This window comes from Pseudomonas azotoformans, from assembly GCF_900103345.1.
Classification (GTDB): domain Bacteria; phylum Pseudomonadota; class Gammaproteobacteria; order Pseudomonadales; family Pseudomonadaceae; genus Aquipseudomonas; species Aquipseudomonas azotoformans.
This window is the reverse complement of the sequence record NZ_LT629702.1, coordinates 3,322,920-3,349,386: the sequence shown is the minus strand read 5'-3', so window position 1 is coordinate 3,349,386 and position 26,467 is coordinate 3,322,920. Positions and strand designations below refer to the sequence as shown.

Sequence of the window (26,467 nt, the reverse complement as noted above, 5' to 3'; positions counted from 1 at the left end):
TCCTGGCTGTCGTTTGAGCCTGCTTTATTAAGAAGACGCCATGAGCGAACGAACAACTTCTGCAAGCTGGGCGATGGGGATAGTCAAGGCATTGGAAATGGACGGCCTGGATTGCCGCGCCTTGTTCAAGCAATTGGGCCTGGACTACGCTGCCCTGAATGATCCCGATGCGCGGTTCCCGCAGGATTGCATGACCCGCCTATGGCAGCGCGCGGTGGAGCTGTCGGGCAACCCGGCGATCGGCCTGAACATGGGCAAGGTGGTGCGCCCGGCGTCGTTTCATGTGGCCGGCTATGCCCTGATGTCCAGCAACACCCTCGCCGAGGGTTTTATGCGCCTGGTGCGTTACCAGCGCATCATCGCTGAAAGTGCCGACCTGAGTTTCCGACTGATCCCCGAAGGTTATGCGCTGATTCTGACGGTGCATGGCGATCACCTGCCGCCGACCCGGCAAAGCGCCGAAGCCTCGCTGGCCAGTGCCCTGGCGCTGTGTGGCTGGCTCACCGGCCGTACCCTGCAGCCGCGCAAGGTGGTGCTGCAAGGTGATCAACCGGCGGACCTGGCGCCTTACAAACAAGCCTTTCATGCACCCCTGGAGTTCAACGCTCCCTACGACGCACTCATTTTCGAGCGGGCCGACATGGAAGCGCCGCTGCCCACGGCCAACGAGGCCATGGCGCTGTTGCATGATCGATTTGCCGGTGAGTACCTGGCGCGCTTCTCGGAAAGCCGCGTGACCCACAAGGCGCGGCAAGTGCTGTGCCGGCTGTTGCCCCAGGGCGAGCCCAAGCGTGAAGTGGTGGCGCAGACGTTGCACCTGTCCCAGCGCACCTTGCAGCGGCGGCTACAGGAGGAGGGCACCAGCTTCCAGACCCTGCTCGACGACACCCGTCGGGAACTGGCCGAGCAATACCTGGCACAGCCGAGCATGACCTTGCTGGAAATCGCCTATCTGCTGGGTTTTGCCGACCCAAGCAACTTCTTCCGTGCGTTTCGTCGCTGGTTCGATGCCACGCCCGGCGAATACCGGGCGCGGTTGTTGGAACACTCGGTTGTCAGTGACGCCAAAACGCCGGAATACACAGAACAAAGACCGTAATGATCTCCAGTCGGCCGAGCAGCATGCCCAATGACAGGATCCATTTGGCCGCGTCCGGCAGGCTGGCGAAGTTGCCCGCCGGGCCGATGGTTTCCCCCAGCCCCGGGCCGACACCGGACACCGTACTGGCTGCGCCGGTCAAGGCGGTCATCCAGTCCAGGCCCAACAGCGACAACGCGAGGGCTATGGCGCAAATGGTGATGGCGAAGAAGAACGAAAAGGTCAGGATCGAACGTACGATCTCTTCATCCAGCCGGTGGCCGTTGTACTTCTGCTTGATCACCGCGCGCGGGTGAATCAACTGGTTCAAGTTGGCCTTGAGCAGGATGTAGGCGACCTGGAAACGGAAGATCTTGATCCCGCCGGCCGTCGAGCCCGAGCAGCCGCCGATAAAGCCGAGGTAGAAGAACAGCATGAGTGAGAAGTTGCCCCACAGGCTGTAGTCCCCCAACGCGAAACCGGTGGTGGTGACCACCGAGGTTACGTTCAACGCCACATGGCGCAGGGCATCAAGCCAGTGCAGGTTGGTAGTCCACCAGTACCAGGTGCCGAGCACCAGCCAGGTCACGATCAATAAACCGAGCAAGCCTTGTACCTGCTGATCCTTGATCAGCGCCTTGCGGTTGCCACGCAACGTGGCCACATACAGGGTGAACGGCAGGCTGCCGAGAATCATCACCACCACGGCTACCCAGTGCACCGCCGGTTGTTTCCAGTGGGCCAGGGATTCGTCCGAGGTGGAGAACCCGCCGGTGGAAATCGCCGACATCGCGTGGTTGATCGCGTCGAACAGGCCCATGCCGGCCCACCAGAATGCCAGGCTGCCGAGGATGGTGATGCCCACGTAGGCGGCCACGATCAGCCGCGCCACCATGTGCGAACGGGGCATGACCTTTTCCGAGCGGTCAGAGGATTCGGTCTGGAACAGGCGCATGCCACCGATGCGTAGCAGCGGCAGGATCGCTACCGCCATGCCGATAAAACCGATGCCGCCCAGCCAGTGCAGCAGCGAGCGCCACATCAGGATGCCCGGCGACAGGGTGTCCAGGCCACTCAATACCGTGGAACCGGTGGCGGTGATGCCGGACATGCTTTCGAAGAAGGAGTCGGTGTAGCTGATGTGCTGGGTCAGCAGAAAGGGCAGCGCGGCGAACACACACACCACCACCCAGCTGCTGACTGTCAGCAGGTACATGTCCCGTGGGCGCAGGTGTACATGCTCGGGGCGACCGGGAATCACCAGGGCCAGGCCGGCGAGAAAGGTGATCATGCTGGCCCACAGGAACGAGGGCAGGTCGCTGGTGCGTTCGAAGATCACCAGGGTGGCCATGGGCACGACCATGGCGATCGCGAGGGTGATCAGGAAGATGCCGATGATGAAACCGATGATGCGCAGGGTCGGCAACGCCATGAAATTCGCTCGAGATAGGGCAGAGGCGCCATTCTACCTAGGGTGCGGGGCATGTAAACCGGGGTTTGAGGCAATGCAGTCAAATGTGGGAGGGGGCTTGCCCCCGATGGCGATGTGTCAGTAAACACGTGCTTCACTGACACACCGCTATCGGGAGCAAGCCCCCTCCCACCTGGATCAGAACTCGTGATCGGCGTTATCCGGGTTCAGGTCGCTGATGCCCAGCTTGCCCGCTGCCGCTTCGATCGAACCGGTCTGCTTGACCAGTGCGGCGATGGCGTCGCGCACGATCTGGTTGCCTGCGTCGTTACCGGCCGCGATCAACTGGTCGTAGTGCTCACCCTTGTTGGCGTGGTCCACCATGACCTGGATCTTCGCTTCGGTGGCAGCCAGGTCCGCTTTCAGCGCGGAGTCGGCAGCCGGGTCAGCCTTGGCTACCAGGGACGAAAGGCTGGCGCCGGTCATCTTGGTGCCGTCGACGCGGGTGTACTCGCCCAGGTAGACGTTGCGGATGCCCTTGGCGTCGTAGAAGTGCGAGTTGTGGGTGTTGTCGCTGAAGCAGTCCTGTTCGTCTTCCGGCGAGTTGGCTTCCAGGGACACCTTCATGCGCTCACCGGCCAGCTCGCCCAGGGACAGGCTGCCCATGCCGAACAACATTTTGCGCAGGCCATCGGTGGCAGGTTCTGCCTCCAGGGTGGCGCGGTAGTTGTCTTCGACGTTCGGTTTCCAGTTACCGACCATTTCTTCCAGGTCACTGACCAGCAGTTGGGTCACGGCACGCAGGTAAGTACGGCGACGCTCGTTGTGGCCACCGGTGGCGCCGTCGCCAGTCAGGTAGTCCGACGCCGGACGGTTGCCGGCGCCTGGGCCGGTGCCGTTCAGGTCCTGGCCCCACAGCAGGAATTCGATGGCGTGGTAGCCGGTGGCAACGTTGGCTTCGGAACCGCCCAGCTCATTGAGGCTGGCGAGTTTTTCCGGAGTGATGTCCTTCACATCGACCTTGTCTTCGCCGACCTGGATCTGGGTGTTGGCGATGATGTTGGCGGTGGCGCCCGGGTTACCCAGGGCGTGCTCGTAGGACTTGTCGACGTAGTCGATCAGGCCTTCGTCCAGCGGCCATGCGTTCACCTGGCCTTCCCAGTCGTCGATGATGGTGTTGCCGAAGCGGAACACTTCGCTTTGCAGGTACGGGACGCGGGCGGCGATCCAGGCGGTACGTGCGGCTTTCAGGGTTTCGTCGTTCGGCTTGGCGAGGAATGCGTCGATGGCGGTCTGCAGGGTTTTTGCAGTGGACTCGGCATCGCTGTAGACCGCAAACACCATGTCTGCGTAATGCGCGACCACGGCCTTGGCGGCCGCTTCGTCGACCTGGCCGGCAGGGGTGGCAGCCGCTGGAGCGGTAGTGCTGGCAGCCGGGGTCGGCGCCTGTGGCGCTGCGGCCTTGTCTTTACCTTCGCCACAGCCGGCGAGAGAAATGGCAATGGCCAGCAGACTGGCGGTGGCCAGGGGCATACGAATCATGGCGAACATCCTGCTTCGGTTGTTGATGGGGCGCGCGGGGGGAGCGCAAAAACTGCGACATAATGCGAAAGATTTGCATTTTGTGTAAAGGGTTATACGCGGGAAATATTCAGTATCGTTTTGACTAGTCACAGAATCGCTGCGTTATTGCGCTCAGACTGCTTCAGGAAGGCCGCCAACTCCCGGGCCTGCAAGGGTTTGCTGTAGTGGTAACCCTGACCCTCATGGCAGCCCTCGGAGATGATGTAGGCCTCCTGCTCAGCGGTTTCCACGCCTTCTGCGATCACCTGCATGCCCAGGCTTTTGCCCAACTGGATGATGGCCCGCACGATGGTGGCATCGTCGTCGTCATCCAACAGATCCTGAACAAAGCTCTTGTCGATCTTGATCTTGTCCAGGGGCAGGCTTTTCAGGTAACTGAGGGATGAGTAACCGGTGCCAAAGTCATCGATGGCAATCAACGCCCCGGAACGGCGCAGGCTCAGCAGATGCTGGGCTGCGGTGCTGATATCTTCCATCAGGCCGGTTTCGGTGACTTCCAGTTCCAGGCTGCGCGGTGGCAGGCGGTAGATCTGCATCAGGTTATTGACCACCCGTGGCAATTCGGTGTGGTGCAGTTGCACGGTGGACAAGTTGACCGCCATGCGCAGGTCGGTGAAACCCAGGTCGTGCCACTCGCGCAATTGCCGGCAGGCCTGGTCCAGCACCCACTCGCCAATCGGAATAATGGTGCCGTTCTGCTCGGCCAACGGGATAAACAGGTCCGGCGGGACCAGGCCATGCTCCGGATGCTGCCAGCGGATCAACGCTTCCACACCGACCACGCGGTGATCGCGATAGCTGATCTGCGGTTGGTACACCAGGTGGAACTGGTCGCGACTGAGCGCCTCGCGCAGGTCTTTTTCCAGCTCGCGGCGGCGGCGCATTTCGCTGTCGACGCTGGCGATATAGAACTGATAGCGATTGCGCGAACGGGTCTTGGCCAGGGTCATGGTCTGTTCGGCTTTTTGCAGCAGCTTTTCGGTGCTGTCGCCGTCTTCCGGGAACAGGGTGATGCCGATAGTGGCGCGCAGGCGGATGCCTTCGTGGTCGAGGGCGAACTCTGCCTCCAGGTCGTCCAGGATGCTTTGTGCCAGCTCGGCGGCCTCGTAAGGCTGGTCGATATCGGCCTGCACTAGGGCGAACTGGTCGCCGCCCAGTCGAGCGAGTGCGCCGAGGCGACCGCTGTGGGCGCGCAAACGGTCGGCGAGGGCCAGCAACAGTTTGTCGCCGGCCTGGTAGGTGAACTGCTCGTTGACGCTCTTGAAGTCATCCAGCCCCACGCACAACACCGCCACGCGCCGTTGCCGGCGGCCGGCGTCGATGAGGATCTTGTCCAGTTGCTCCTGCAGTTTCTGGCGGTTCGGCAGGCCGGTGAGGAAGTCGTATTGGGCCATGCGCAACAGGCTGCTTTCGGCCTCATGGCGCAGGTGGGTGTTACGTTCGATGGATTCGAGCAGTTGGTTGGCGGTGTTGATCCACAGCCCCAACTCGTTGCGCTCGTGGCCCTTGAGTTGTGGGATCTTGTGCTCGCTGGGGCGGTCCGGGTTGATCGAAGTCAGGTGCTCGATAATCCGTGACAGCGGCTTGGTCAGCAGCCAGTGATAGACCAGGTACAGCACCAGGCCCATGGCCAGGGCGCGCAGCACCCCGGAAATGAAGATGATCACCGAATTGACGATAAATCCCTGGCCATAGGTGGCGGTGTCGAGGGTGATGCTCAGGTCGCCGTAGTACTCGCTGTAGGGGCCTTTGCCGACCAGGGCCGTGGTGAAGGTGCGTTCCTGGCCAAGGATCAGATCGGTCAACCAGCGACTGGGCGCTTGCTGCAAGGCGCGGCTTTTTTCCGCCAGCATGGTTTCGTTGGGATGGCCGATGGACGCCATGCGGACGGCGTCATCCTGGAACAGGCCCTCAATGACTTGCATGCCCATCTCGCGGTCCAGGCTGTAGACGGCCTGGGTCGAGGGGTCGCGAAACATGTCGAGGATGCGCTGGGCATCGCCGGCCACGGCCTGGCGCGTCTTGTAGGCATCGAAAACGATCTGCGCCACGCTCAGCGCGACGCCCACGATCAAGGCCGACAGCAGCACAACCCGTAGCAACTTCACCGACAAGCTGTTCTTGAGTTCCAGCTTCAAAGGGGCATTCCTTGTCTCATGCGGGTGGCCTTCAATATGCCATGAGTATTGGCAATCTGGGGTCGGCAGTCAAAGAGACATTGGGGCAAGGGCTAAAAGTTACGAAAAGAGGAACTGAACCGTCGGAACCGACCACCCAGGTAGGGAGAGGAATACGCCTTTCGTTCAATTGTGGAGAGTTTACGTATGATCGCAGCAGGGGCAGCTGTAGCCGGAGTCGCAGCACTGGCACCCGTGGTTCTACCTTTGGTAGGGGAGGGGGTAAAAATGGCGGCGGATGTCGCGAAGGGCATGTTGGGCGCAGGGATCGGCTTGGCTGGAAGCGCTGTCAGCAAACAACCGCAAATTCAGTTCTGAGTAAGTTTCGCTCCTATGTCATCAGGGGGTGGCGGAGAGAGGCCTTTCCGCCACCTCTTGGTTTCTTCTTCAGCTGGGTCAGCGCTTATTGCTTGAAGCTGATGGTCAACGTTCCTGCGTCTTTCTCCATGGGGAACTCAATAGTTTTGCTGGGGGGGGCTTCCTCCTTGCCAGCAATCTGTTTTGCCAGTGCATCGGCAAAGGGTTGCAACAGCGGCGCGACCGCTTTGACGATGTCGCCAAGCACAGGAAGTCCTGTTTTTACCAGATCGCCCACTACGGGAAGTGCTGTCAGTGCACCAATAGTCATTGTTATTTCTCCGACAGGTAAGAGACCTCAATTCGTCTCACTGAATACGTGGCAAATGACAATGGCTGAGTTCCTGAGCCTAAATGACTATATGTTGCGCAAAAAAAAGCCCGGCATTCGCCGGGCTTTTTTTACTGCAAGCAGTGCTTAGGCAGTGAAGGTCTTGCCTTCGAACTGCTCAGCCACGAACTTCCAGTTGACCAGGTTCCAGAACGCTTCCACATACTTTGGACGCACGTTGCGGTAGTCGATGTAGTAAGCGTGTTCCCACACGTCGCAGGTCAGCAGCGGGGTATCGCCGCTGGTCAGCGGGTTGCCGGCGCCGATGGTGCTGGCCAGGGCCAGGGAACCGTCAGCCTTTTTCACCAGCCAGCCCCAACCGGAACCGAAGGTGCCGACGGACGTCTTGGTGAACTCTTCCTTGAACTTTTCGAACGAACCGAACGCAGCGTTGATGGCTTCAGCCAGTGCGCCGGTCGGTTGGCCGCCGGCATTTGGCGCCAGGCAGTTCCAGTAGAAGGTGTGGTTCCAGACCTGGGCAGCGTTGTTGAAGATGCCACCCGAAGAGGATTTGACGATCTCTTCCAGGGTCTTGCCTTCGAACTCGGTGCCTGGCACCAGGTTGTTCAGGTTCACGACATAGGTGTTGTGGTGCTTGTCGTGGTGGAACTCCAAGGTTTCCTTGGAGATGTGCGGCTGCAGGGCATCGTGTGCGTAGGGCAGCGGCGGCAATTCGAAAGCCATGATAAATCTCCTAATCAGGTCAGTTGCGGTGAGCGCAAGGCCGATCACGGGCGGCCAAACAAGCGCCGGGGAGTTTGTACTCTTTGCGGCGCAGGGTCCGGATCATAGCACCGGGGGTGCGGCAAAACCACGCAACAACTGTGTGGGATAGAGGTTCCAGAGCGTTTTGGAATATTCCTCAGGCACTGATCAATTGATAGGCCACGCTGAACATCATCACCGCCACCAATAGATCCAGCAGGCGCCAGGTGGCGGGGCGTGCCAGCCAGGGCGCCAGCCACGCCGCGCCGAGGGCGAGGGTAGAGAACCACAGCAGCGATGCACTGGCCGCGCCGGCGACGTAGGCGCCGGGCTCGGTTTGTTGGGCGCCGAGTGAGCCGATCAGCAATACGGTGTCCAGGTACACATGGGGGTTGAGCAGGGTGACGGCCAGCGCGCTCAGCAGCACCGCGCGCAATGAGCGCACCTGCAGATTGCCGCCCTGATCCAGGCTCTGTTTCGAACAGGCCCGGCGCAGCGCACAGGCGCCGTACCAGATCAGGAAAGCCGCGCCGCCCCAGCGTGCCACCGCCAGCAGTATCGGGCTTTGCGCCAGTACCGTCGCCAGGCCGAACACCCCGGCGGCCACCAGCAGTGCATCACACACCACGCATAACGCGGCTACTGGCAAGTGATGTTCGCGGCGCAGGCTTTGCGCCAACACAAAGGCATTCTGGGTACCGATGGCCATGATCAGGCCGAGGGCGACCAGCAAACCATTCAGATAGCTTTGCCACATAGGGTCTACTCCGCGTTTGTCGCCAGTTGCTGCAACACCTGCATGGCACGCTGGGCATCGGCACGGCCGACGAACAGGTGGTCGTGGTAATAGCCGGCAATCACGTTGCAACTGATGCCGGCCTTGCCCAATGCGCTGGCGAAGGCGGCGGTCAGGCCCACTGCCTCCAGGGCCGAGTGCACATTCAAGGTGATCCACGCGGCGACGTAGTCGAAGACCAACCCAGCCTGTTCCGCCTGTTGGCGATCGAGGATCAAGGTCAGGCCTTCTTGTTCGCGGAAACTGCCGATCACCTCGCAACCCTCAGGGATGCGCTGATCGGGCAGGGTGCAGAACACGTAGTCACCGTCATTCAGATGCGGGCTCATGCTGCGCAGCAGGGTTGCCAGGGCGGTTTCGCCAGCCATGGGAGGTTCCTTATAAAGAGAGAAGCGATGCTGGCTATTCTCATGGTGCAGGCTGTATAAGAAAAACAAATATTGCTGATCGCTCATTAGAGAAACTGATGTTCGACTATAAATTGCTTTCCGCCCTGGCGGCGGTGGTGGAACAGGCCGGCTTCGAGCGCGCCGCCCAGGTGCTGGGGCTGTCGCAGTCGGCGATCTCCCAGCGCATCAAGTTGCTGGAGGCGCGCATCGGCCAGCCGGTACTGGTGCGGGCCACGCCGCCGACGCCCACCGATATCGGCCGTCGCCTGCTCAACCATGTGCAACAGGTGCGCCTGTTGGAGCGTGACCTGCAAAGCCAGGTGCCGGCCCTGGATGAGGAAGGCATGCCCGAGCGCCTGCGCATCGCGTTGAACGCTGACAGCCTCGCCACCTGGTGGGCCGAGGCCGTCAGTGGTTTTTGCGCCGAGCAGCATCTGCTGCTGGATCTGGTGGTGGAGGACCAGACCGTAGGCCTCAAGCGCATGCGTGCCGGTGAGGTGGCGGCCTGCATCTGCGCCAGCGAGCGCCCGGTGGCCGGGGCGCGTAGCCTGTTGCTGGGGGCCATGCGTTATCGAGCGCTGGCCAGCCCTGCCTTTATTGCCCGGCACTTTCCGGATGGGGTGCGCGCCGACCAACTGGCACGCACACCGGCCTTGGTGTTCGGCCCGGATGATTTCCTGCAACACCGCTACCTGGCATCCCTCGGCGTGGATGGCGGTTTCGAACATCATTTATGCCCATCGTCCGAAGGCTTTATCCGCCTTACCGAAGCGGGCCTGGGCTGGGGGCTGGTGCCGGAATTGCAGGTCCGCGACCAACTGCAAAAGGGCCTCTTGGTCGAGTTATTGCCAGATAAGCCCATCGATGTGCCGTTGTACTGGCATCATTGGCGCAGTGGCGGGCAACTGCTGGGCTTGTTGACCGACCATCTGGCCCAGGCGTGTGGACAGTGGTTGGTGCCGTTGGAGTGATGGCGCGCGTCAAGGCAGCAGCGATGAAAAACGAAAGAACATGGGGTAATACATGAAGATTCTGGTCACCGGCGCAAGCGGCTTCATCGGCGGGCGCTTTGCGCGTTTCGCCCTGGAGCAGGGCCTGGACGTGCGGGTCAACGGGCGACGTGCCGAAGGCGTGGAGCACCTGGTCAGGCGCGGCGCCGAGTTTATCCAGGGTGATTTGAATGACGCCGACCTGGTGCGCGACCTCTGCCGCGACGTCGAAGCCGTGGTGCATTGCGCCGGCGCCGTCGGGCTGTGGGGCAAGTATCAGGACTTTCATCAGGGCAATGTGCTGGTCACCGAAAATGTCGTCGAGGCCTGCCTGAAGGAGCGCGTCGGGCGCCTGGTGCACCTGTCGTCGCCGTCGATCTATTTCGACGGGCGCGATCATTTGGGGCTGACTGAAGAGCAAGTGCCCAAACGCTTCAAACACCCCTATGCCGCCACCAAGTACCTGGCCGAGCAGAAGGTATTCGGTGCCCAGGAGTTCGGCCTCGAAGTAGTGGCCCTGCGTCCGCGCTTCGTCACGGGCGCCGGTGACATGAGCATCTTCCCGCGCTTGCTGAAAATGCAGCGCAAGAATCGCCTGGCCATCGTCGGCGACGGCCTCAACAAGGTCGATTTCACCAGTGTGCACAACCTCAACGAAGCGCTGCTCAGCAGCCTGCTCGCCACGGGCTCGGCGTTGGGCAAGGCTTACAACATCAGCAACGGAACCCCAGTGCCCGTGTGGGATGTGGTGAACTACGTGATGCGCCAGATGGAGTTGCCGCAGGTGACGCGGTATCGCTCCTACGGTTTGTCCTACAGCGTGGCGGCGCTCAACGAAGCGTTTTGCGCGATGTGGCCGGGCCGTCCGGAGCCGGCGTTGTCGCGCCTGGGCATGCAAGTGATGAACAAAGATTTCACCCTCGACATCAGCCGCGCCAGGCATTATCTGGACTATGAACCCAAGGTCAGCCTGTGGACCGCCCTCGACGAGTTTTGCAGTTGGTGGAAGGCCCAGGACCCTGGGTCGAAGTAAGCACACAACAGGCAACACTTCGGGAACCGAATTCGGCGTTCCGGGTCGATCAGAGCGCCGGGAACGCGGTTTATACTCCCGTCGCTCGCCACCTCACCGATTCAGGGTTGATTCATGCGTAACGATGCTAAAGACGACTTCGACAACGTTCCCAGCCTGCGGGCCGATGTCGGGGATGACGATGACTTCGAACCTTCCCCGGCCACTTCAGTGCGTTCGCGTAACGCCAAGGTGGTCAAGGTCAAGAGCGCCAGCACCGGCCCGTTGTGGGCCTTGATCGGCGCGCTGCTGATCGCCTTTGCGGGCCTGGCCTGGTGGAGCTTCCAGCAGATTTCCCTGATGGGCCAGCAGTTGGTGGCCACCCAGGAGAGCTTTGCGCGCATCAGCGAAGAAGCGGCGGGGCGGCTGCAGGATATTTCCGGCAAGGTGGTGGCCAGTGAAGCCAGCGTCAACAACGGCAGCGAAGCGCTGAAACTGCAGATCAAACAGCTTGAAAACCAACTGCTGGAACAGGGCAAGCAGCAAATCGGCGTGGCCGGCCAGGCCACCGAGCTGGACAAGCGCCTGGCGCAAATGACCGCCAGCACCACCGACCTGTCCAACGCCAACAGCAAGCTGCAAGGCCAGGTCCAGGCGTTGACCGACGCCGTGGCGACGCTCAAGGCGGCGCAGGGCGATGCCGGCAAGCGCGACAGCGAAATCAAGGAGCTGTCCGCTGATGTGGCCGCTTTGAAGAAGCAGGGCAACCCCAGCGCTGCCATCGCCCGTATCGAGCAGGACCTCGTGGTGCTCAAGAGCGCCCAGGACAACGCGTCGGCCAGCAGTGATGGGCCTACCAACAAGGAGTTCGACGTGTTCCGCATCCAGACCACGCGCAACATCACCACCTTGCAGAGCCAGGTGCAGACCCTCAACCAACAGCTCAACGCGCCGGCGAGAGTCACCCCGCTCGGGCAATGAGGTCTTTTATGGAAATGTCACCACTCGGTGACATTTCCCATCCCCTTCGTTACTTGCCCCCACCGCGCCCTTGTTTAGACTCCGGTCATCCCACAAACAATAATAAGGGCCACCCATGACCACCCAACCACTGCCTGCCAGCAGTTGGCTGAACGCGCCTGCCCATCACGCCTGGCTCGCTGCCGAAGGGCAGCGCCTGCTGGCGTTTGCCAAGGCGTCTCGTCTGGCCGATGGCTTTGGCAACCTGGACGATAGAGGCCGGTTGCCAGTCGATGCCCGCGCCGAAACCATGAACACCGCCCGCATGACCCACAGCTTCGCCATGGCCCACGCCATGGGGTTGCCCGGTTACGCCGAACTGATTGAGCACGGGGTTGCCTCCCTCAACGGCCCGTTGCGCGACAGTGAGCACGGCGGCTGGTTCGCCACGCCCCACGCCGTCGACGGCAACCGTGGCAAGGCCGCCTACCTGCACGCCTTTGTCGCCCTGGCCGCCAGCTCGGCGGTGGTGGCCGGTGCTCCGGGCGCGCAAAACCTGCTGAATGACGCCATCCATATCATCGACCAGTTCTTCTGGAGTGAAGAGGAGGGCGTGATGCTTGAGTCCTTTGATCAGGACTGGAGCCGCGTCGAGGCTTATCGCGGCGCCAACAGCAACATGCACGCCACCGAAGCCTTTCTTGCCCTGGCCGATGTAACGGGTGACACCCGCTGGCTGGACCGCGCCCTGCGGATCGTCGAACGTGTGATCCACACCCATGCCGCCGGCAACCAGTTCATGGTCATCGAGCATTTCGACACAACTTGGCAACCCTTGCTCGGCTACAACGAAGACAACCCCGCCGATGGCTTCCGCCCCTACGGCATTACCCCCGGCCATGGCTTCGAGTGGGCGCGGCTGGTGCTGCACCTTGAGGCCGCGCGCCTGCAAGCCGGGCTCGCCACACCCGAATGGCTGGTGACCGATGCCAAAGGCCTGTTCGCCAGTGCCTGCGAGTACGCCTGGGCGGTGGACGGCGCCCCCGGCATCGTCTACACCCTGGACTGGAACCACCGCCCAGTGGTGCGCGAGCGCCTGCATTGGACCCACGCCGAAGCCAGCGCCGCTGCCCAGGCCTTGCTCAAACGCACCGGCGAATTGCACTACGAAACCTGGTACCGGCGCTTCTGGGAATTCTGCGAAACCCACTTCATCGACCGCATCCACGGCAGCTGGCACCACGAACTCAGCCCGCACAACCAACCCAGCAGCAAAATATGGGGCGGCAAGCCGGACCTGTACCATGCCTGGCAAGCGGTAGTGCTGCCTGCACTGCCCTTGGCACCCAGCATGGCCAGTGCCATCGGGGCTGGACGCTATGTCACCAACTGGTGACATTTGTGCATCCCTTTGTTACCTGCGCCTCAAAAAACCCTGTTTAAACTCCGTGCAGCGCAAGCCTAAGACTTGCATGCATAACAACAAGAAAAGGTACTCAGATGAACGCGATTAATCGCCTCGCCGTCGCTATTTCCATTGCCTCGTTGTTTCCCCTCAGTGCATTTGCCGCCGACTCCAAAGGTACGGTTGAAGTTGTGCATTGGTGGACCTCGGGTGGTGAGAAGGCGGCTGTAGATGTCCTGAAGGCCCAAGTTGAGAAAGACGGCTTCACTTGGAAAGACGGTGCCGTCGCAGGTGGCGGTGGCGCCACGGCCATGACTGTGCTGAAAAGCCGTGCAGTCGCCGGCAACCCGCCAGGCGTTGCCCAGATCAAAGGCCCTGATATCCAGGAATGGGCGTCCACCGGCCTGCTCGACACCGACGTGCTCAAAGACGTCGCCAAAGAAGAAAAGTGGGACTCCCTGCTCGACAAGAAAGTCTCCGATACCGTGAAGTACGAAGGTGACTACGTCGCCGTACCGGTCAACATCCACCGCGTAAACTGGCTGTGGATCAACCCGGAAGTCTTCAAGAAAGCCGGTATCACCAAGAACCCGACCACCCTCGAAGAATTCTACGCCGCCGGCGACAAGCTGAAAAAAGCCGGCTTCATCCCGCTTGCCCACGGTGGCCAGCCTTGGCAGGACAGCACCGTGTTCGAAGCGGTGGTGCTCTCGGTGATGGGTGCCGATGGCTACAAGAAAGCCCTGGTCGACCTGGATAACGCTGCACTGACCGGTCCGGAAATGGTCAAGGCCTTGACAGAGCTGAAGAAAGTCGCGACCTACATGGACGTCGACGGCAAGGGCCAGGACTGGAACCTCGAAGCAGGCAAGGTCATCAACGGCAAGGCCGGCATGCAGATCATGGGTGACTGGGCCAAGTCCGAATGGACCGCCGCCAAGAAAGTCGCTGGCAAGGACTACGAGTGCGTAGCCTTCCCGGGCACCGACAAAGCCTTCACCTACAACATCGACTCCCTGGCGGTGTTCAAGCAGAAAGACAAAGGCACTGCTGCCGGTCAGCAGGACATTGCCAGAGTCGTGCTGGGTGAAAACTTCCAGAAAGTGTTCAGCATCAACAAGGGTTCGATCCCTGTGCGTAACGACATGCTGAACAAAATGGACTCGTACGGCTTCGACTCCTGCGCCCAGACCGCTGCCAAGGACTTCCTGGCAGACGCCAAGACCGGCGGCCTGCAGCCAAGCATGGCGCACAACATGGCCACGACCCTGGCGGTGCAAGGTGCGTTCTTTGACGTCGTGACCAACTACATCAACGACCCGAAAGCCGACCCGGCCGACACCGCCAAGAAACTTGGCGCTGCGATCAAGTCCGCCAAGTAACGCAGCCCTTCTGTAGGAGCGAGCTTGCTCGCGAAGGTCTTCAAGGATAACGCGAGCATCCAGGATGAACGCGGTGACCTAGAGTTTTTCGCGAGCAAGCTCGCTCCTACAGTGAAAGAGCGACAAGCAAGTCCTTTTTTCCCTGTACTGGATTTCCCCATGAGTTCTGTTGCTGTGTTCAGCAAAGCCTCGCCGTTCGATGCACTGCAGCGCTGGCTCCCCAAACTGGTGCTGGCGCCCAGCATGTTCATCGTGTTGGTGGGCTTCTACGGCTACATCCTGTGGACGTTTGTACTCTCGTTCACCAATTCCACGTTCCTGCCAAGCTACAAATGGGCGGGCCTTGCGCAATACGCGCGGTTGTTCGACAACGACCGCTGGTGGGTTGCGAGCAAGAACCTGGCGGTGTTTGGCGGGATGTTCATCGGCATCACCCTGGTCATCGGCGTGACCCTGGCGATCTTCCTCGACCAGAAAATCCGTCGCGAAGGCTTTATCCGCACCATTTACCTGTACCCGATGGCGCTCTCGATGATCGTCACCGGTACCGCCTGGAAATGGCTGCTCAACCCGGGCATGGGCCTGGACAAACTCCTGCGTGACTGGGGCTGGGAAGGCTTCCGTCTCGACTGGCTGATCGACCCGGACCGCGTGGTCTACTGCCTGGTGATCGCCGCTGTGTGGCAAGCCTCGGGTTTCATCATGGCGATGTTCCTCGCCGGCCTGCGTGGCGTCGATCAATCGATCGTACGCGCCGCACAGATCGACGGCGCGAGCCTGCCGCGCATCTACTGGAGCGTGGTGCTGCCCAGCCTGCGTCCGGTGTTCTTCAGTGCGGTGATGATCCTGGCGCACATTGCGATCAAGAGCTTTGACCTGGTCGCGGCGATGACCGCTGGCGGCCCGGGCTACTCGTCCGACCTGCCCGCGATGTTCATGTACTCGTTCACCTTCAGCCGTGGCCAGATGGGCATGGGCTCGGCCAGTGCCATCCTGATGCTCGGTGCGATCCTCGCGATCATCGTGCCTTACCTCTACTCCGAGCTGAGGACCAAACGTCATGACTAGTCTCGCCTCCAAACCTGCCATCAGCCTGAGTCGCATCGCGATCTACGCGGTGCTGATCCTTGCCGTGCTGCTGTACCTGGTGCCGCTGGTGGTGATGCTGCTGACCAGCTTCAAGACCCCGGAAGACATCAGCTCCGGCAACCTGCTGAGCTGGCCGACCGTGGTCACCGGCATCGGCTGGGTCAAGGCCTGGGCGACTGTGGACGGCTACTTCTGGAACTCGATCAAGATCACCGTTCCGGCCGTACTGATCTCCACCGCCATCGGTGCATTGAACGGCTATGTGCTGTCGTTCTGGCGCTTCAAAGGCTCGCAGCTGTTCTTCGGCCTGTTGTTGTTCGGCTGCTTCCTGCCGTTCCAGACCGTGCTGCTGCCGGCGTCGTTTACCCTCGGCAAGATGGGCCTGGCCAGCACCACCACCGGCCTGGTGTTTGTGCATGTGGTCTACGGCCTGGCGTTCACCACGCTGTTCTTCCGTAACTACTACGTGAGCATCCCGGATGCGCTGATCAAGGCCGCGCGTCTGGACGGTGCGGGCTTCTTCACCATCTTCCGTCAAATCATCCTGCCGATGTCGACCCCGATCATCATGGTCTGCCTGATCTGGCAGTTCACCCAGATCTGGAACGACTTCCTGTTCGGCGTAGTGTTCTCCAGCGGCGACTCCCAGCCCATCACGGTGGCGCTGAACAACCTGGTCAACACCAGCACCGGGGCCAAGGAATATAACGTGGATATGGCGGCGGCGATGATCGCCGGGCTGCCGACCCTGCTGGTCTATGTGATCGCAGGCAAGTATTTCGTGCGCGGCCTCACGGCCGGCGCGGTCAAGGGGTAATCATGGCTACGCTTGAACTTCGCAATGTAAACAAGACCTATGGCGCCGGCCTGCCCGACACCTTGAAGAACATCGAACTGTCGATCAAGGAAGGCGAATTCCTGATCCTGGTCGGTCCTTCGGGGTGCGGCAAATCCACGCTGATGAACTGCATCGCCGGCCTTGAGACCATCACTGGCGGCGCGATCATGATCGGTGATCAGGACGTGAGCGGCATGAGCCCCAAGGACCGTGACATCGCCATGGTGTTCCAGTCCTACGCGCTGTACCCGACCATGAGCGTGCGCGAGAACATCGAATTCGGCCTCAAGATCCGCAAGATGCCCCAGGCCGATATCGACGCCGAAGTGGCGCGGGTGGCCAGGCTGCTGCAGATCGAACACCTGCTCAACCGCAAGCCGGGCCAGCTCTCCGGCGGCCAGCAACAGCGCGTGGCCATGGGGCGTGCCCTGGCGCGTCGGCCGAAGATCTACCTGTTCGACGAACCGCTGTCCAACCTCGACGCCAAGCTGCGCGTCGAGATGCGCACCGAAATGAAACTGATGCACCAGCGCCTCAAGACCACCACGGTCTACGTGACCCACGACCAGATCGAAGCGATGACCCTGGGCGACAAGGTCGCGGTGATGAAGGACGGCATCATCCAGCAGTTCGGCACGCCGAAAGAGATCTACAACAACCCGGCCAACCAGTTCGTGGCGAGCTTTATCGGTTCGCCGCCGATGAACTTCGTGCCGCTGCGCCTGCAGCGCAAGGACGGCCGCCTGGTGGCACTGCTCGACAGCGGCCAGGCGCGCTGCGAGCTGGCCCTGAATACCACGGATGCCGGCCTGGAAGACCGCGACGTGATCCTGGGCCTGCGCCCAGAGCAAATCATGTTGGCGGCGGGCGAGGGCAACAGTGCGTCGAGCATTCGTGCCGAAGTCCAGGTGACCGAGCCAACCGGCCCGGACACCCTGGTGTTCGTGCAACTCAATGACACCAAGGTCTGCTGCCGCCTGGCACCCGACGTGGCACCGCAGGTGGGCGAGACCCTGACCCTGCAATTCGATCCTTCCAAGGTACTGCTGTTCGACGCCAACACGGGCGAGCGACTGGGCACTGCTTCTTCATCGCCCGCACAGGGGCATGCCGACAACGTGGCCCAATTCAAAGGCCGCTGAAGCAGATAAGTTGTTGTTTTGGATAAAAAAAGTAAACCGCGTTAGATAAAAACAGTTTAATAACAATAAAGACGAGGATGTAGGGATGAAAAAGCAACACAACAACACTCGGCTGATCTGCCAAATGTCAGCTGCAGCAGCCCTGGTACTGTCCGCCAATGCGATGGCGGCCGATGCATTCAGTGCTGATTCCAAGTGGATGACCGGCGATTGGGGTGGTGAGCGTACCAAGCTGATCGAGCAAGGTATCGACATCAAGGCTGACTACGTTGGGGAGATGGGCTACAACGCCAAGGGTGGTTATAACCACGACAAGACCGGTCGCTACTCTGACCAGTTCGGTCTCGGTGTGGCACTCGACCTGCAAAAACTGTGGGGCTGGGACAATACCCAGGCCAAGATCCAGTTGACCAACCGTAATGGCCAGAACATCTCCAACGACCGCATTGGCGACCCGCGTGCCGGCACGCTGAGCTCTTCGATGGAAGTCTACGGCCGTGGCCACATGGTGCGTCTGACCCAGTTCTGGATCCAGCACCAGATGTTCGACAACAAGTTGGACGTGAAACTCGGTTACTTCGGCGAAGGCGAAGACTTCAACACCTTCCCGTGCGACTTCCAGAACCTGTCGTTCTGCGGCTCGCAAGTGGGTAACTATGTCAACACCTGGTACAACTGGCCGGTCAGCCAGGCCGCGATCCGCGTGAAGTACAACATCACGCCTGAGCTGTACGCGCAAATCGGTGCGTACAACCAGAACCCGTCGCAGCTGGAGCACGGCAACGGCTTCAAGCTCAGTGGCAGCGGCACCAAGGGCACCGTGATCCCGGTGGAATTGGTCTGGTCGCCGAAGGTCAATAACCTGCCGGGCGAATACCGTGTGGGTTACTACAAAAGCGCTGCCGATGCCTCCGATGTGCGTGAAGACGTGAACGGTAACGATGCGGCTACCACGCGCGCGGACTACCGCACCCACAGCAGCAAAAAAGGCTACTGGTTCGTTGCCCAACAGCAGCTCACCACCCACAACGGCGACGCTTCCCGTGGTCTGAACATTGCGGCCAACGCCACATTCCACGACAAGGAAACCAACACCGTCGACAACTACCAGTCGTTGATGCTGGTATACAAAGGTCCGTTCGACGCGCGTCCAAAAGATGACGTCGGCATCGGTGCGGCGCGTCTGCACGTCAACAATGACGTGAAGAAAAACGCCGAGCTGCTCAACGCCTCCAATGGCGTGAGCGACTACGACAACCCGCTGTACACGCCAATCCGCGAAACCGAGTACAACTTCGAAATCAACTACGGCTTCCACGTCACCAACTGGCTGACCGTGCGTCCTAACCTGCAATACGTCGTCCAGCCTGGCGGCGTGGACAAAGTCGACAACGCGTTGGTGGCTGGCCTGAAAATTCAGTCTACGTTCTAACGCTGTTGCGATAAGCTCCTTCTCTCTGTGCGCATTTTGCGGGTAGCCATGGCTATCCGCTTTTTTTTGGGCTGCATTGTGATGATTTTCAGGACCGTGGCACATGCATGAGCAACCGCTGCAACGCTTTTTCAAATCCTTGCGCGAGCGCCCGGTGTTCGCCTGGGAGCGTTTCCAGATGCGTGACGTGCTGGTGATCGATCATCCACTGTGCCAGGCGGTATTCAGTCGCCAGGGCGCGCAATTGCTGCACTTTCAGCCGACGGGCCAGAAGCCCTGGTTGTGGTGTGCCGCCAAGTGGCCGCAAGTCGGCGCCATCCGTGGCGGCGTACCGGTGTGCTGGCCGTGGTATGGCCGTCACCCGATTGAAAATGCCTGGCCGTCCCATGGCTGGGCACGCTTGATCGACTGGAAACTGCTCGACAGCAGCACTGACGACGACGGCGTACGCCTGCATTGGCAATTGCAGCTGTGCGACTGGCAGGTCGATCTGCATGCGCACCTGGGCGAAACCCTGGAGCTGCGCCTGAGCACCGAGCATCAGGATGAGTTGCCGTGCCAGCTGAGCCATGCATTGCACGCTTATTGGCGCATTGGTCATGTTGATGAGATAGCGCTGTCTGGGCTCGACGGTGCGCAGGGTTACGACCAGCTCAATCGCCAGGTCTGCCAGCAGGAAGGCGAGTTGCGGGTGGAAGGCGGTTGCCAGCGGGTGTTCCAGCACGAGGGCGAATTGCAGCTCAAGGACCACGCCTGGCAGCGCGAACTGTGCATCGACACCGGCGACAGCGCCGACACCGTGGTGTGGCACCCGGGCAGCCGGCCGCTGTTGGGCGTGAGCTTCAACGAGGCGTCGGGGTTTGTGTGCGTGGAGTCGGCGATGGCCGGGGCGAGCCTGGCGCCGGGGGAGAGGGCGCATCTGAGTTTGCAGGCCAGGGCTGGGGTTTAACGGTGTGGCTGCTGGCCCTATCGGGGGCAAGCCCCCTCCCACATTTTGAATGTATTCACAGATCAGAGTGTGGGAGGGGGCTTGCCGCCGATGGGGTCAGTACAGCCAACACAAAGGTTGGCTCAGTTGAACTCATCCCCCACCGGATACCGGCTGTCATTCAAGCTCTCTTTGATCTTGCGCAAATGCGGCTGGAAATCCACCCCGCGACGCAAGGTCATGCCGGTAGCCAATACGTCCAGCACCGTAAGCTGGATGATCCGCGAGGTCATCGGCATGTAGATGTCGGTGTCTTCGGGCAGCGGAATGTTCAGGCTCACCGTGCTGGCCTTGGCCAGCGGCGAGTTCTCGGCGGTCACGCCCAGCACTGAAGCGCCGTTTCCACGGGCGATACGCGCCACTTCCACCAGCTCACGGGTACGCCCGGTGTAGGAAATGATCACGAACAACTCGCCGGTGTGTGCCACCGAGGCGATCATGCGCTGCATCAGCACGTCGGCATGGGCGGTGACCGCCAGGTTGAAACGGAAGAACTTGTGCAGCGCATCCATCGCCACCGGGGCCGAAGCGCCCAGGCCGAAGAAGTGGATCTGCCGCGCCTGGATCAACAGGTCCACGGCCTTGCTGATCAGGGCCGGGTCCAGGGCCTGGCAGGCGCTGTCGAGCGACGCGATGGCGCTGCCAAAGATCTTCTGGGTGTAGGCCTCGGGGTTATCATCGGCCTCCACTGCGCGGCTGACATACGCCGCGCCGCTGGCCAGGCTTTGCGCCAGCTGCAATTTCAGTTCAGGGTAACCGCTGACGCCGAACGAACGGCAGAAACGGTTGACCGTCGGTTCACTGACCGAGGCGGCCTGGGCAAGGGCGGCGATGGAGAAGCGGGTCGCCTGCTGCGGGTTGAGCAGGATGACCTCGGCGACTTTTTTCTCGGCCTTGTTCAATTCTTCGAGGCGGTTCCGGATCTGTTCCAGAAGATTTCGCACGCGGTCCATTCAGTCTTTCCTTCGGGCGACGATGCAAATTAGGGTGGCAACCAATCGACGAGTGGCCTTTTGCGGTGGCCTATCCTACTGAGGGTAGCTGAACACCACCACTCGGAATGCGTATTTCGGGAAAATGTTGTGGTTATTACTACATTTTTCCTTGAGTGATGCCTTGAAAAAAGGTATTTGTAGCTTAACTTGATAAAAGAACAAACATCATGCCTTCGATAACCGTAGAACCCTGCACCTTTGCCCTGTTTGGCGCCTTGGGTGATCTGGCGCTGCGCAAGTTATTTCCTGCCCTCTATCAACTCGATGGCGCCGGCCTGCTGCACGACGACACGCGCATCCTGGCCCTGGCCCGCGAAGCCGGTACCGAGCAACAGCACCTGGCGCACATCGAGCACGCATTGCGAGAGTTCGTCGGCAAGGAACTGGACGAAGCCATCACCCAGCGCTTCCTGGCGCGCCTGACCTATGTGCACGTTGACTTCCTGAAGGCCGATGACTACGTGGCCCTGGCGGACATCGCCGGTACCGAGCAGCGCCTGATCGCCTACTTCGCCACCCCGGCGGCGGTGTACGGCGCCATCTGCGAGAACCTGTCCAAGGTCGGCCTGGCGGACAACACCCGCGTGGTGCTGGAGAAACCGATTGGTTCGGACCTGGAATCCTCGCGCAAGGTCAACGACGCCGTGGCGCAGTTCTTCCCGGAGAACCGCACGTACCGCATCGACCACTACCTGGGCAAAGAAACCGTCCAGAACCTGATCGCGCTGCGTTTCGCCAACAGCCTGTTCGAAACCCAGTGGAACCAGAACTACATTTCCCACGTGGAAATCACCGTGGCCGAGCAGGTCGGTATCGAAGGCCGTTGGGGTTACTTCGACAAGGCCGGCCAGCTGCGGGACATGATCCAGAACCACCTGCTGCAACTGCTTTGCCTGATCGCCATGGACCCGCCGGCCGACCTGTCCGCCGACAGCATCCGCGACGAGAAGGTCAAGGTGCTCAAGGCCCTGGCGCCCATCAGCCCGGACGGCCTGACCACTCAGGTGGTACGCGGCCAGTACATCGCCGGCTACAGCGCCGGCAAGCCGGTGCCGGGTTACCTGGAAGAAGAAAACTCCAACACCCAGAGCGACACCGAGACCTTCGTCGCCCTGCGTGCCGATATCCGCAACTGGCGTTGGGCCGGGGTGCCGTTCTACCTGCGCACCGGCAAGCGCATGCCGCAGAAGCTGTCGCAGATCGTCATCCACTTCAAGGAACCGTCCCACTACATCTTCGCCCCCGAGCAGCGCCTGCAGATCAGCAACAAACTGATCATCCGCCTGCAACCGGACGAAGGTATTTCCTTGCGCGTGATGACCAAGGAGCAGGGCCTGGACAAGGGCATGCAACTGCGCAGCGGCCCGCTGCAACTGAATTTTTCCGACACCTACCGCAGCGCCCGGATCCCGGATGCCTACGAGCGGTTGTTGCTGGAAGTGATGCGCGGCAATCAGAACCTGTTTGTTCGCAAAGATGAAATCGAAGCCGCGTGGAAGTGGTGTGACCAGTTGATCGCCGGGTGGAAGAAATCCGGTGATGCGCCCAAGCCGTACGCGGCCGGGTCCTGGGGGCCGATGAGCTCGATTGCACTGATCACGCGGGATGGGAGGTCGTGGTATGGCGATATCTGATTTGAAACTGCCCCAGGGCGTAACCCCTCATGAGTACCGTACCCCGGTGCTGTTGGCGGAGGGCCTGGCCAATGACGTGGCCGAGCAACTGCGCACGGCCATCAGTGCCCGTGGCGAAGCGACCCTGGTGGTGTCCGGTGGCCGCAGCCCCGTGGCGTTTTTCCAGCACCTGGCCAAGCAGGGCCTGGACTGGTCCAAGGTCACCATCACCCTGGCCGACGAGCGCTGGGTGCCGGTGGAACACGCCGACAGCAATGCCGGCCTGTTGAAGCAGCACTTGCTGCAAGGCCCGGCGGCCAAGGCCAGGTTCTTGAGCCTGTACAGCGCTGCCGCCAACCTCGAAGACGCTGCCGAGCAGGCCGATCGCCTGCTGGCCGAATTGCCAGCCATTGACGTGCTGGTGCTGGGCATGGGCGATGACGGCCACACCGCATCGCTGTTTCCCGACAGCCCGAACCTGAGCCAAGCCTTGCAGCCCGACGGTACCCGTCGTTGCTGGCCGATGCTGGCGCCGACCGTGCCGCACCAGCGCCTGACCATGAGTCGCGCGTTGCTGGCCACGGCGAACTACACCGTGCTGTCGATTTCCGGCAGTTCGAAATTGACCACCTTGAGCGCCGCGCTGGCCAGTGATGACGTCGCTGCCATGCCGATTCGCGCGTTTCTGCAACCTACATTAGAGATTTACTGGTGCCCATGAGCCAAGGATCAGCCGCTATGAAAAGCCCTCAACCGACCGTGTCCATGGCGGACAAAGTTGCCTTGATCGACAGCCTCTGCGCCAAGGCGCGGATCCTGCCGGTGATCACCATCGCTCGCGAACAGGACATCCTGCCGCTGGCCGATGCCCTGGCAGCCGGCGGTTTGACCGCACTGGAAGTGACCCTGCGTTCGGAGTTCGGCCTCAAGGCCATTCAGGTACTGCGCGAACAACGCCCTGAACTGTGCACCGGTGCCGGCACCGTGCTGGACCGTCACATGCTCGAAGCAGCCGAAGTGGCGGGCTCGCAATTCATCGTCACTCCAGGCATTACCCGTGACCTGCTGGAAGCCTCGGTACACAGCCCGATCCCGCTGCTGCCGGGCATCAGCAATGCTTCCGGCATCATGGAAGGCTACGGCCTGGGTTATCGCCGCTTCAAGCTGTTCCCGGCGGAAGTCAGCGGCGGCGTGGCGGCGATCAAGGCCCTGGGCGGTCCGTTCGGCGAAGTGAAATTCTGCCCGACCGGCGGCGTTGGCCCGGCCAACATCAAAAACTACATGGCGTTGAAAAACGTGATGTGCGTGGGCGGTAGCTGGATGCTCGACCCGGAGTGGGTCAAGAACGGCGACTGGGCCCGCATCCAGGAAGTCACCGCGCAGGCATTGGCCCTGCTGGATTGATCTGCTTTTACTGAATCGTTGTTGCTGTGCTTGACGGCATTTTTGCGGTGCACTTGGTCGGTGTACCGCATTTTTTTTGCCTGTAGAAAACTGTAGGAGCGAGCTTGCTCGCGAAGAACGTAAGGACAACGCGTTAAATCAGGATAAACACGTCATCGTTAACGCTCTTCGCGAGCAAGCTCGCTCCTACAGGGGGTTGCTATTCAAGTTGGATATCGCGTTGGCCAAGGTATTGATGTCCGCCGCGGAGGTCACCAACCCCGGCGTCACCCGGATACAGGTGCCGAACGACGCACCGATTCGGGTAGTGACAAACAGGTTGTAGTCCTTGAGCAGCCTGTCCACCATCACCTGCTGATCCCGCCCGCTGAACTTGAACGCCGTAATCCCGCAATACACCCTTGGATCATCCGGCGTCAGCACCTCAATCCCCGGCAATCCCCGCACCTGGCTGACCCACAGGTCCCGCAGGTAATTCACCCGTGCGCCTTTTGCCGCCGCGCCGCCTAATTGGCGATGTTCTTCAAACACCAGCGGTAAGGTCATCAACGCTGGAAAGTTCGGCGTGCTGTAGGACGTACGCGCACGCACATCGGTGGTGGGGTAGTGAAACTCACCCATGTCCGGGTCGATATCCGCCAGGCGCTCCGGGGCGATGTACAAAAAGCCCAGGGTCAGTGGCGCGCCGATCCATTTGTGCAGGTTGAAGCCGGCAAACTGAATGCCCAGTTCGGCCAGGTTGAATTCGATCTGGCCCAGGGCATGGGCACCGTCGAGGATCACGTCCACGCCGTGCTCACGCGCTGCATGGGCGACGGCTTCGACGGGCATCACCAGGCCGGTGCGGTGGGTGACGTGGGTCAGCGCCATCAGTTTCAAACGTGGGTACTGCACAAACGCATCAAGATACGTCTGCACCAGGCTGTCGAAACTGGCCGGGTGTGCGTGGGACAGTTCGATCACCTCCACGCCACGAACGCCGGCCAGCCAACGCATGGCGCCCTTGACCGTGTCGTACTCCAGGTCACTGATCAGCACCTGGTCGCCCGGTTGCAGGCGGTTGTAGTTGCGGATCAGTGACTGCAAGGCTTCGGTGGCATTACGAGTAAAGGCCACCGACTCCGGGACCACATCAATCAGCTCGGCCAGTTGTCGACGAATCTCGAGGTTGTCGCCTTGTTCGAAGCGCTGGCGCACATGCAGCGAATTACTGCGGTTGATAAACCCAACCTGTTCCAGGTAATGCGATTGCACCGTTCGGCTCATGCGACCGAAGTAACCGTTTTCCAGATTGATCGGGCCGGGTTCCAGGGCATAGCGCTCGGAAACAGCCTGCCAATGACGTTCGTTGTCTGCATTCCTTGGCATAGGGGGCTCTTAATGGCGCGGTGCGGGTTTGCCGTGTTTGGCGCGTAGCGGTTCGAGCAATTCAGACAACCCGTTGCTGTCGATCTCCTGCATCAACGCCAGCAAGCCGCCCAGTTCGCCGTGGGGGAAACCTTCACGGGCGAACCAGTTCAGGTAGGGGCCGGGCAGGTCGGCGATGATCCGTCCCTTGTATTTGCCGAAGGGCATTTCGCGGGTGATCAGCAGTTCGAGTTTTTCGGGATTCATGAAGGCTCGGGTGTTTGAGTCGTGACCTTGGAAAATACAGGCATTCTGCATGAAGGCCAAATGACAGATCATGCAAATAACGTACATACAGATGGTTCAATTAATCGTAAATTACTGAAATATATAGATAATTTGTTTTTTGAAAACCTGGCACGGGCGCTGCAACCATTAAGACAACCTTCTAACCCGTACAAGGAATTGAAAAATGACTGACATCAATAAAGAATCGATCTCCGTACTGAACGACCTGATCGAGACCAGCATCGACGGCCAAAAGGGTTTCAAGGAGTGCGCTGAAGACATCAAGCACCCAGAACTCAAAGCCCTGTTCGCCAAGCGTTCCGCCGATTGCGCCACCGCTGCTGCCGAGCTGAAGACTGCCGTGCGTGCCCTGGGTGGTGATCCGGAAGATTCCGGCAGCGTTGCCGGCGCACTGCACCGTGGCTGGGTCGACGTGAAGTCGATGCTCACCGGTAAAGATGAAGAGGCTGTACTGAACGAAGCCGAGCGCGGTGAAGACCACGCGCTGAAGGCTTACAAGGAAGCTATCGAGAAGATCAACAAGCACAACCTGCTGGGCATTCGTGACCTGGTTGAGCGTCAGTACCACGGCGTGCAACGCAACCACGACCAGGTGAAAGCCCTGCGTAACCAGGCTCGCGCTCAGTCGTAAGCCCAGGGTTGTAAATGCTGTAAACAATGTGGGAGGGGGCTTGCTCCCGATGGCGGAGTATCAGTCAACCGATTCATTGACTGATCAACCGCCATCGGGGGCA

26 protein-coding genes are annotated in these 26,467 nt (G+C 60.6%); 16 read left to right on the top strand and 10 right to left on the bottom strand.

What is annotated here, in order from left to right; all coding sequences use genetic code 11:
- Positions 1 to 40: 40 nt before the first annotated feature.
- On the top strand, positions 41 to 1,099 hold the full coding sequence (locus tag BLR69_RS14995) for an AraC family transcriptional regulator (protein WP_071496567.1): 1,059 nt from the start codon (positions 41 to 43) through the stop codon (positions 1,097 to 1,099).
- Here BLR69_RS14995 and BLR69_RS14990 read toward each other — a convergent pair.
- The 7 genes from BLR69_RS14990 to BLR69_RS14960 form a co-directional block, all read right to left on the bottom strand.
- Positions 1,056 to 2,510: a TrkH family potassium uptake protein gene (locus tag BLR69_RS14990; protein ID WP_071489431.1), complete on the bottom strand. Its 1,455-nt coding sequence runs from the start codon at positions 2,508 to 2,510 to the stop codon at positions 1,056 to 1,058. The genes BLR69_RS14995 and BLR69_RS14990 overlap by 44 nt on opposite strands.
- Before the next feature lie 177 nt (positions 2,511 to 2,687).
- Complete coding sequence (locus BLR69_RS14985) at positions 2,688 to 4,031, bottom strand: imelysin family protein (protein WP_071496568.1); 1,344 nt, start codon at positions 4,029 to 4,031, stop codon at positions 2,688 to 2,690.
- 128 nt (positions 4,032 to 4,159) lie between these two features.
- Complete coding sequence (locus BLR69_RS14980) at positions 4,160 to 6,211, bottom strand: putative bifunctional diguanylate cyclase/phosphodiesterase (protein ID WP_071496569.1); 2,052 nt, start codon at positions 6,209 to 6,211, stop codon at positions 4,160 to 4,162.
- Between the two features lie 442 nt (positions 6,212 to 6,653).
- Entirely contained in the window at positions 6,654 to 6,878 is a 225-nt protein-coding gene (locus BLR69_RS14975; RefSeq protein ID WP_071496570.1) for a hypothetical protein, read from the bottom strand.
- Positions 6,879 to 7,025: 147 nt separating this feature from the next.
- Positions 7,026 to 7,622: a superoxide dismutase gene (locus BLR69_RS14970; protein ID WP_071496571.1), complete on the bottom strand. Its 597-nt coding sequence runs from the start codon at positions 7,620 to 7,622 to the stop codon at positions 7,026 to 7,028.
- Positions 7,623 to 7,800: 178 nt separating this feature from the next.
- The gene (locus tag BLR69_RS14965) at positions 7,801 to 8,400 is read right to left on the bottom strand and encodes a LysE/ArgO family amino acid transporter (RefSeq protein ID WP_071496572.1); all 600 of its coding nucleotides are present in this window, start codon (positions 8,398 to 8,400) and stop codon (positions 7,801 to 7,803) included.
- A gap of 5 nt (positions 8,401 to 8,405) precedes the next feature.
- Positions 8,406 to 8,807 (bottom strand): ACT domain-containing protein, encoded by a 402-nt coding sequence (locus BLR69_RS14960; RefSeq protein WP_071496573.1) that lies wholly within the window; start codon positions 8,805 to 8,807, stop codon positions 8,406 to 8,408.
- 98 nt (positions 8,808 to 8,905) lie between these two features.
- On the opposite strand from BLR69_RS14960, the gene BLR69_RS14955 reads away from it, so the two are divergent.
- The 10 genes from BLR69_RS14955 (at position 8,906) to BLR69_RS14910 (ending at position 20,026) form a co-directional block, all read left to right on the top strand.
- Complete coding sequence (locus BLR69_RS14955) at positions 8,906 to 9,799, top strand: LysR family transcriptional regulator ArgP (protein ID WP_071496574.1); 894 nt, start codon at positions 8,906 to 8,908, stop codon at positions 9,797 to 9,799.
- Between the two features lie 52 nt (positions 9,800 to 9,851).
- Complete coding sequence (locus BLR69_RS14950; protein ID WP_071496575.1) at positions 9,852 to 10,850, top strand: NAD-dependent epimerase/dehydratase family protein; 999 nt, start codon at positions 9,852 to 9,854, stop codon at positions 10,848 to 10,850.
- Positions 10,851 to 10,964: 114 nt separating this feature from the next.
- Positions 10,965 to 11,810 carry an ATPase gene (locus BLR69_RS14945; protein ID WP_071496576.1) on the top strand — a complete coding sequence of 282 codons (846 nt, stop codon included), beginning with the start codon at positions 10,965 to 10,967 and terminating at the stop codon, positions 11,808 to 11,810.
- Between the two features lie 115 nt (positions 11,811 to 11,925).
- On the top strand, positions 11,926 to 13,185 hold the full coding sequence (locus BLR69_RS14940) for a D-mannose isomerase (protein ID WP_071496577.1): 1,260 nt from the start codon (positions 11,926 to 11,928) through the stop codon (positions 13,183 to 13,185).
- Between the two features lie 104 nt (positions 13,186 to 13,289).
- Positions 13,290 to 14,576 carry an ABC transporter substrate-binding protein gene (locus tag BLR69_RS14935; protein WP_071496578.1) on the top strand — a complete coding sequence of 429 codons (1,287 nt, stop codon included), beginning with the start codon at positions 13,290 to 13,292 and terminating at the stop codon, positions 14,574 to 14,576.
- Positions 14,577 to 14,735: 159 nt separating this feature from the next.
- Positions 14,736 to 15,644: a carbohydrate ABC transporter permease gene (locus tag BLR69_RS14930; protein ID WP_058423219.1), complete on the top strand. Its 909-nt coding sequence runs from the start codon at positions 14,736 to 14,738 to the stop codon at positions 15,642 to 15,644.
- Positions 15,637 to 16,482, top strand: coding sequence for a carbohydrate ABC transporter permease (locus tag BLR69_RS14925; RefSeq protein ID WP_010208187.1), 846 nt, complete (start codon positions 15,637 to 15,639; stop codon positions 16,480 to 16,482). Before BLR69_RS14930 ends, BLR69_RS14925 begins: the two co-directional genes overlap by 8 nt.
- A 2-nt stretch (positions 16,483 to 16,484) precedes the next feature.
- Positions 16,485 to 17,645, top strand: coding sequence for an ABC transporter ATP-binding protein (locus BLR69_RS14920; RefSeq protein WP_071496579.1), 1,161 nt, complete (start codon positions 16,485 to 16,487; stop codon positions 17,643 to 17,645).
- 85 nt (positions 17,646 to 17,730) lie between these two features.
- Positions 17,731 to 19,077 carry a carbohydrate porin gene (locus tag BLR69_RS14915; RefSeq protein WP_071496580.1) on the top strand — a complete coding sequence of 449 codons (1,347 nt, stop codon included), beginning with the start codon at positions 17,731 to 17,733 and terminating at the stop codon, positions 19,075 to 19,077.
- 103 nt (positions 19,078 to 19,180) lie between these two features.
- Entirely contained in the window at positions 19,181 to 20,026 is an 846-nt protein-coding gene (locus BLR69_RS14910; RefSeq protein WP_071496581.1) for a D-hexose-6-phosphate mutarotase, read from the top strand.
- Between the two features lie 122 nt (positions 20,027 to 20,148).
- Here the strand turns inward: BLR69_RS14910 and BLR69_RS14905 are convergent, their stop codons facing one another.
- Positions 20,149 to 21,009 carry a MurR/RpiR family transcriptional regulator gene (locus BLR69_RS14905; RefSeq protein ID WP_172832156.1) on the bottom strand — a complete coding sequence of 287 codons (861 nt, stop codon included), beginning with the start codon at positions 21,007 to 21,009 and terminating at the stop codon, positions 20,149 to 20,151.
- A gap of 218 nt (positions 21,010 to 21,227) precedes the next feature.
- On the opposite strand from BLR69_RS14905, the gene zwf reads away from it, so the two are divergent.
- From zwf to BLR69_RS14890, 3 genes are read left to right on the top strand one after another with little or no spacing between them, the layout of a single operon-like run.
- Complete coding sequence (zwf, locus tag BLR69_RS14900; protein WP_071496582.1) at positions 21,228 to 22,694, top strand: glucose-6-phosphate dehydrogenase; 1,467 nt, start codon at positions 21,228 to 21,230, stop codon at positions 22,692 to 22,694.
- The gene (gene pgl, locus BLR69_RS14895; RefSeq protein ID WP_071496583.1) at positions 22,681 to 23,394 is read left to right on the top strand and encodes a 6-phosphogluconolactonase; all 714 of its coding nucleotides are present in this window, start codon (positions 22,681 to 22,683) and stop codon (positions 23,392 to 23,394) included. Before zwf ends, pgl begins: the two co-directional genes overlap by 14 nt.
- A 17-nt stretch (positions 23,395 to 23,411) precedes the next feature.
- Complete coding sequence (locus BLR69_RS14890; RefSeq protein ID WP_026013852.1) at positions 23,412 to 24,077, top strand: bifunctional 4-hydroxy-2-oxoglutarate aldolase/2-dehydro-3-deoxy-phosphogluconate aldolase; 666 nt, start codon at positions 23,412 to 23,414, stop codon at positions 24,075 to 24,077.
- Between the two features lie 186 nt (positions 24,078 to 24,263).
- Here the strand turns inward: BLR69_RS14890 and BLR69_RS14885 are convergent, their stop codons facing one another.
- Together BLR69_RS14885 and BLR69_RS14880 are read right to left on the bottom strand one after the other, a co-directional pair.
- On the bottom strand, positions 24,264 to 25,445 hold the full coding sequence (locus BLR69_RS14885) for an aminotransferase class V-fold PLP-dependent enzyme (RefSeq protein ID WP_071496584.1): 1,182 nt from the start codon (positions 25,443 to 25,445) through the stop codon (positions 24,264 to 24,266).
- A 9-nt stretch (positions 25,446 to 25,454) separates the two neighbouring features.
- A complete protein-coding gene (locus BLR69_RS14880; RefSeq protein WP_010208204.1) occupies positions 25,455 to 25,691 on the bottom strand; it encodes a DUF3820 family protein in 237 nt (78 codons plus the stop codon).
- 21 nt (positions 25,692 to 25,712) lie between these two features.
- Between BLR69_RS14880 and BLR69_RS30765 the strand changes: the two genes are divergently transcribed.
- The gene (locus tag BLR69_RS30765) at positions 25,713 to 25,904 is read left to right on the top strand and encodes a hypothetical protein (protein WP_134434976.1); all 192 of its coding nucleotides are present in this window, start codon (positions 25,713 to 25,715) and stop codon (positions 25,902 to 25,904) included.
- The gene (locus BLR69_RS14875; protein ID WP_010208206.1) at positions 25,897 to 26,364 is read left to right on the top strand and encodes a ferritin-like domain-containing protein; all 468 of its coding nucleotides are present in this window, start codon (positions 25,897 to 25,899) and stop codon (positions 26,362 to 26,364) included. The genes BLR69_RS30765 and BLR69_RS14875 overlap by 8 nt, the downstream gene beginning before the upstream one ends.
- Positions 26,365 to 26,467 lie beyond the last annotated feature (103 nt).

Coding starts and splice junctions, on each gene's coding strand:
- BLR69_RS14940 (WP_071496577.1), top strand. CDS start 11,926: ATGACCACCCAACCACTGCCTGCCAGCAGTTGGCTGAACGCGCCTGCC.
- BLR69_RS14990 (WP_071489431.1), bottom strand. CDS start 2,510: ATGGCGTTGCCGACCCTGCGCATCATCGGTTTCATCATCGGCATCTTC.
- BLR69_RS14930 (WP_058423219.1), top strand. CDS start 14,736: ATGAGTTCTGTTGCTGTGTTCAGCAAAGCCTCGCCGTTCGATGCACTG.
- BLR69_RS14885 (WP_071496584.1), bottom strand. CDS start 25,445: ATGCCAAGGAATGCAGACAACGAACGTCATTGGCAGGCTGTTTCCGAG.
- BLR69_RS14880 (WP_010208204.1), bottom strand. CDS start 25,691: ATGAATCCCGAAAAACTCGAACTGCTGATCACCCGCGAAATGCCCTTC.
- pgl (WP_071496583.1), top strand. CDS start 22,681: ATGGCGATATCTGATTTGAAACTGCCCCAGGGCGTAACCCCTCATGAG.
- BLR69_RS14935 (WP_071496578.1), top strand. CDS start 13,290: ATGAACGCGATTAATCGCCTCGCCGTCGCTATTTCCATTGCCTCGTTG.
- BLR69_RS14910 (WP_071496581.1), top strand. CDS start 19,181: ATGCATGAGCAACCGCTGCAACGCTTTTTCAAATCCTTGCGCGAGCGC.
- BLR69_RS14970 (WP_071496571.1), bottom strand. CDS start 7,622: ATGGCTTTCGAATTGCCGCCGCTGCCCTACGCACACGATGCCCTGCAG.
- BLR69_RS14965 (WP_071496572.1), bottom strand. CDS start 8,400: ATGTGGCAAAGCTATCTGAATGGTTTGCTGGTCGCCCTCGGCCTGATC.
- BLR69_RS14960 (WP_071496573.1), bottom strand. CDS start 8,807: ATGGCTGGCGAAACCGCCCTGGCAACCCTGCTGCGCAGCATGAGCCCG.
- BLR69_RS14985 (WP_071496568.1), bottom strand. CDS start 4,031: ATGATTCGTATGCCCCTGGCCACCGCCAGTCTGCTGGCCATTGCCATT.
- BLR69_RS14925 (WP_010208187.1), top strand. CDS start 15,637: ATGACTAGTCTCGCCTCCAAACCTGCCATCAGCCTGAGTCGCATCGCG.
- BLR69_RS14945 (WP_071496576.1), top strand. CDS start 10,965: ATGCGTAACGATGCTAAAGACGACTTCGACAACGTTCCCAGCCTGCGG.
- zwf (WP_071496582.1), top strand. CDS start 21,228: ATGCCTTCGATAACCGTAGAACCCTGCACCTTTGCCCTGTTTGGCGCC.
- BLR69_RS14950 (WP_071496575.1), top strand. CDS start 9,852: ATGAAGATTCTGGTCACCGGCGCAAGCGGCTTCATCGGCGGGCGCTTT.
- BLR69_RS14920 (WP_071496579.1), top strand. CDS start 16,485: ATGGCTACGCTTGAACTTCGCAATGTAAACAAGACCTATGGCGCCGGC.
- BLR69_RS14890 (WP_026013852.1), top strand. CDS start 23,412: ATGAAAAGCCCTCAACCGACCGTGTCCATGGCGGACAAAGTTGCCTTG.
- BLR69_RS14975 (WP_071496570.1), bottom strand. CDS start 6,878: ATGACTATTGGTGCACTGACAGCACTTCCCGTAGTGGGCGATCTGGTA.
- BLR69_RS14955 (WP_071496574.1), top strand. CDS start 8,906: ATGTTCGACTATAAATTGCTTTCCGCCCTGGCGGCGGTGGTGGAACAG.
- BLR69_RS14875 (WP_010208206.1), top strand. CDS start 25,897: ATGACTGACATCAATAAAGAATCGATCTCCGTACTGAACGACCTGATC.
- BLR69_RS14995 (WP_071496567.1), top strand. CDS start 41: ATGAGCGAACGAACAACTTCTGCAAGCTGGGCGATGGGGATAGTCAAG.
- BLR69_RS14915 (WP_071496580.1), top strand. CDS start 17,731: ATGAAAAAGCAACACAACAACACTCGGCTGATCTGCCAAATGTCAGCT.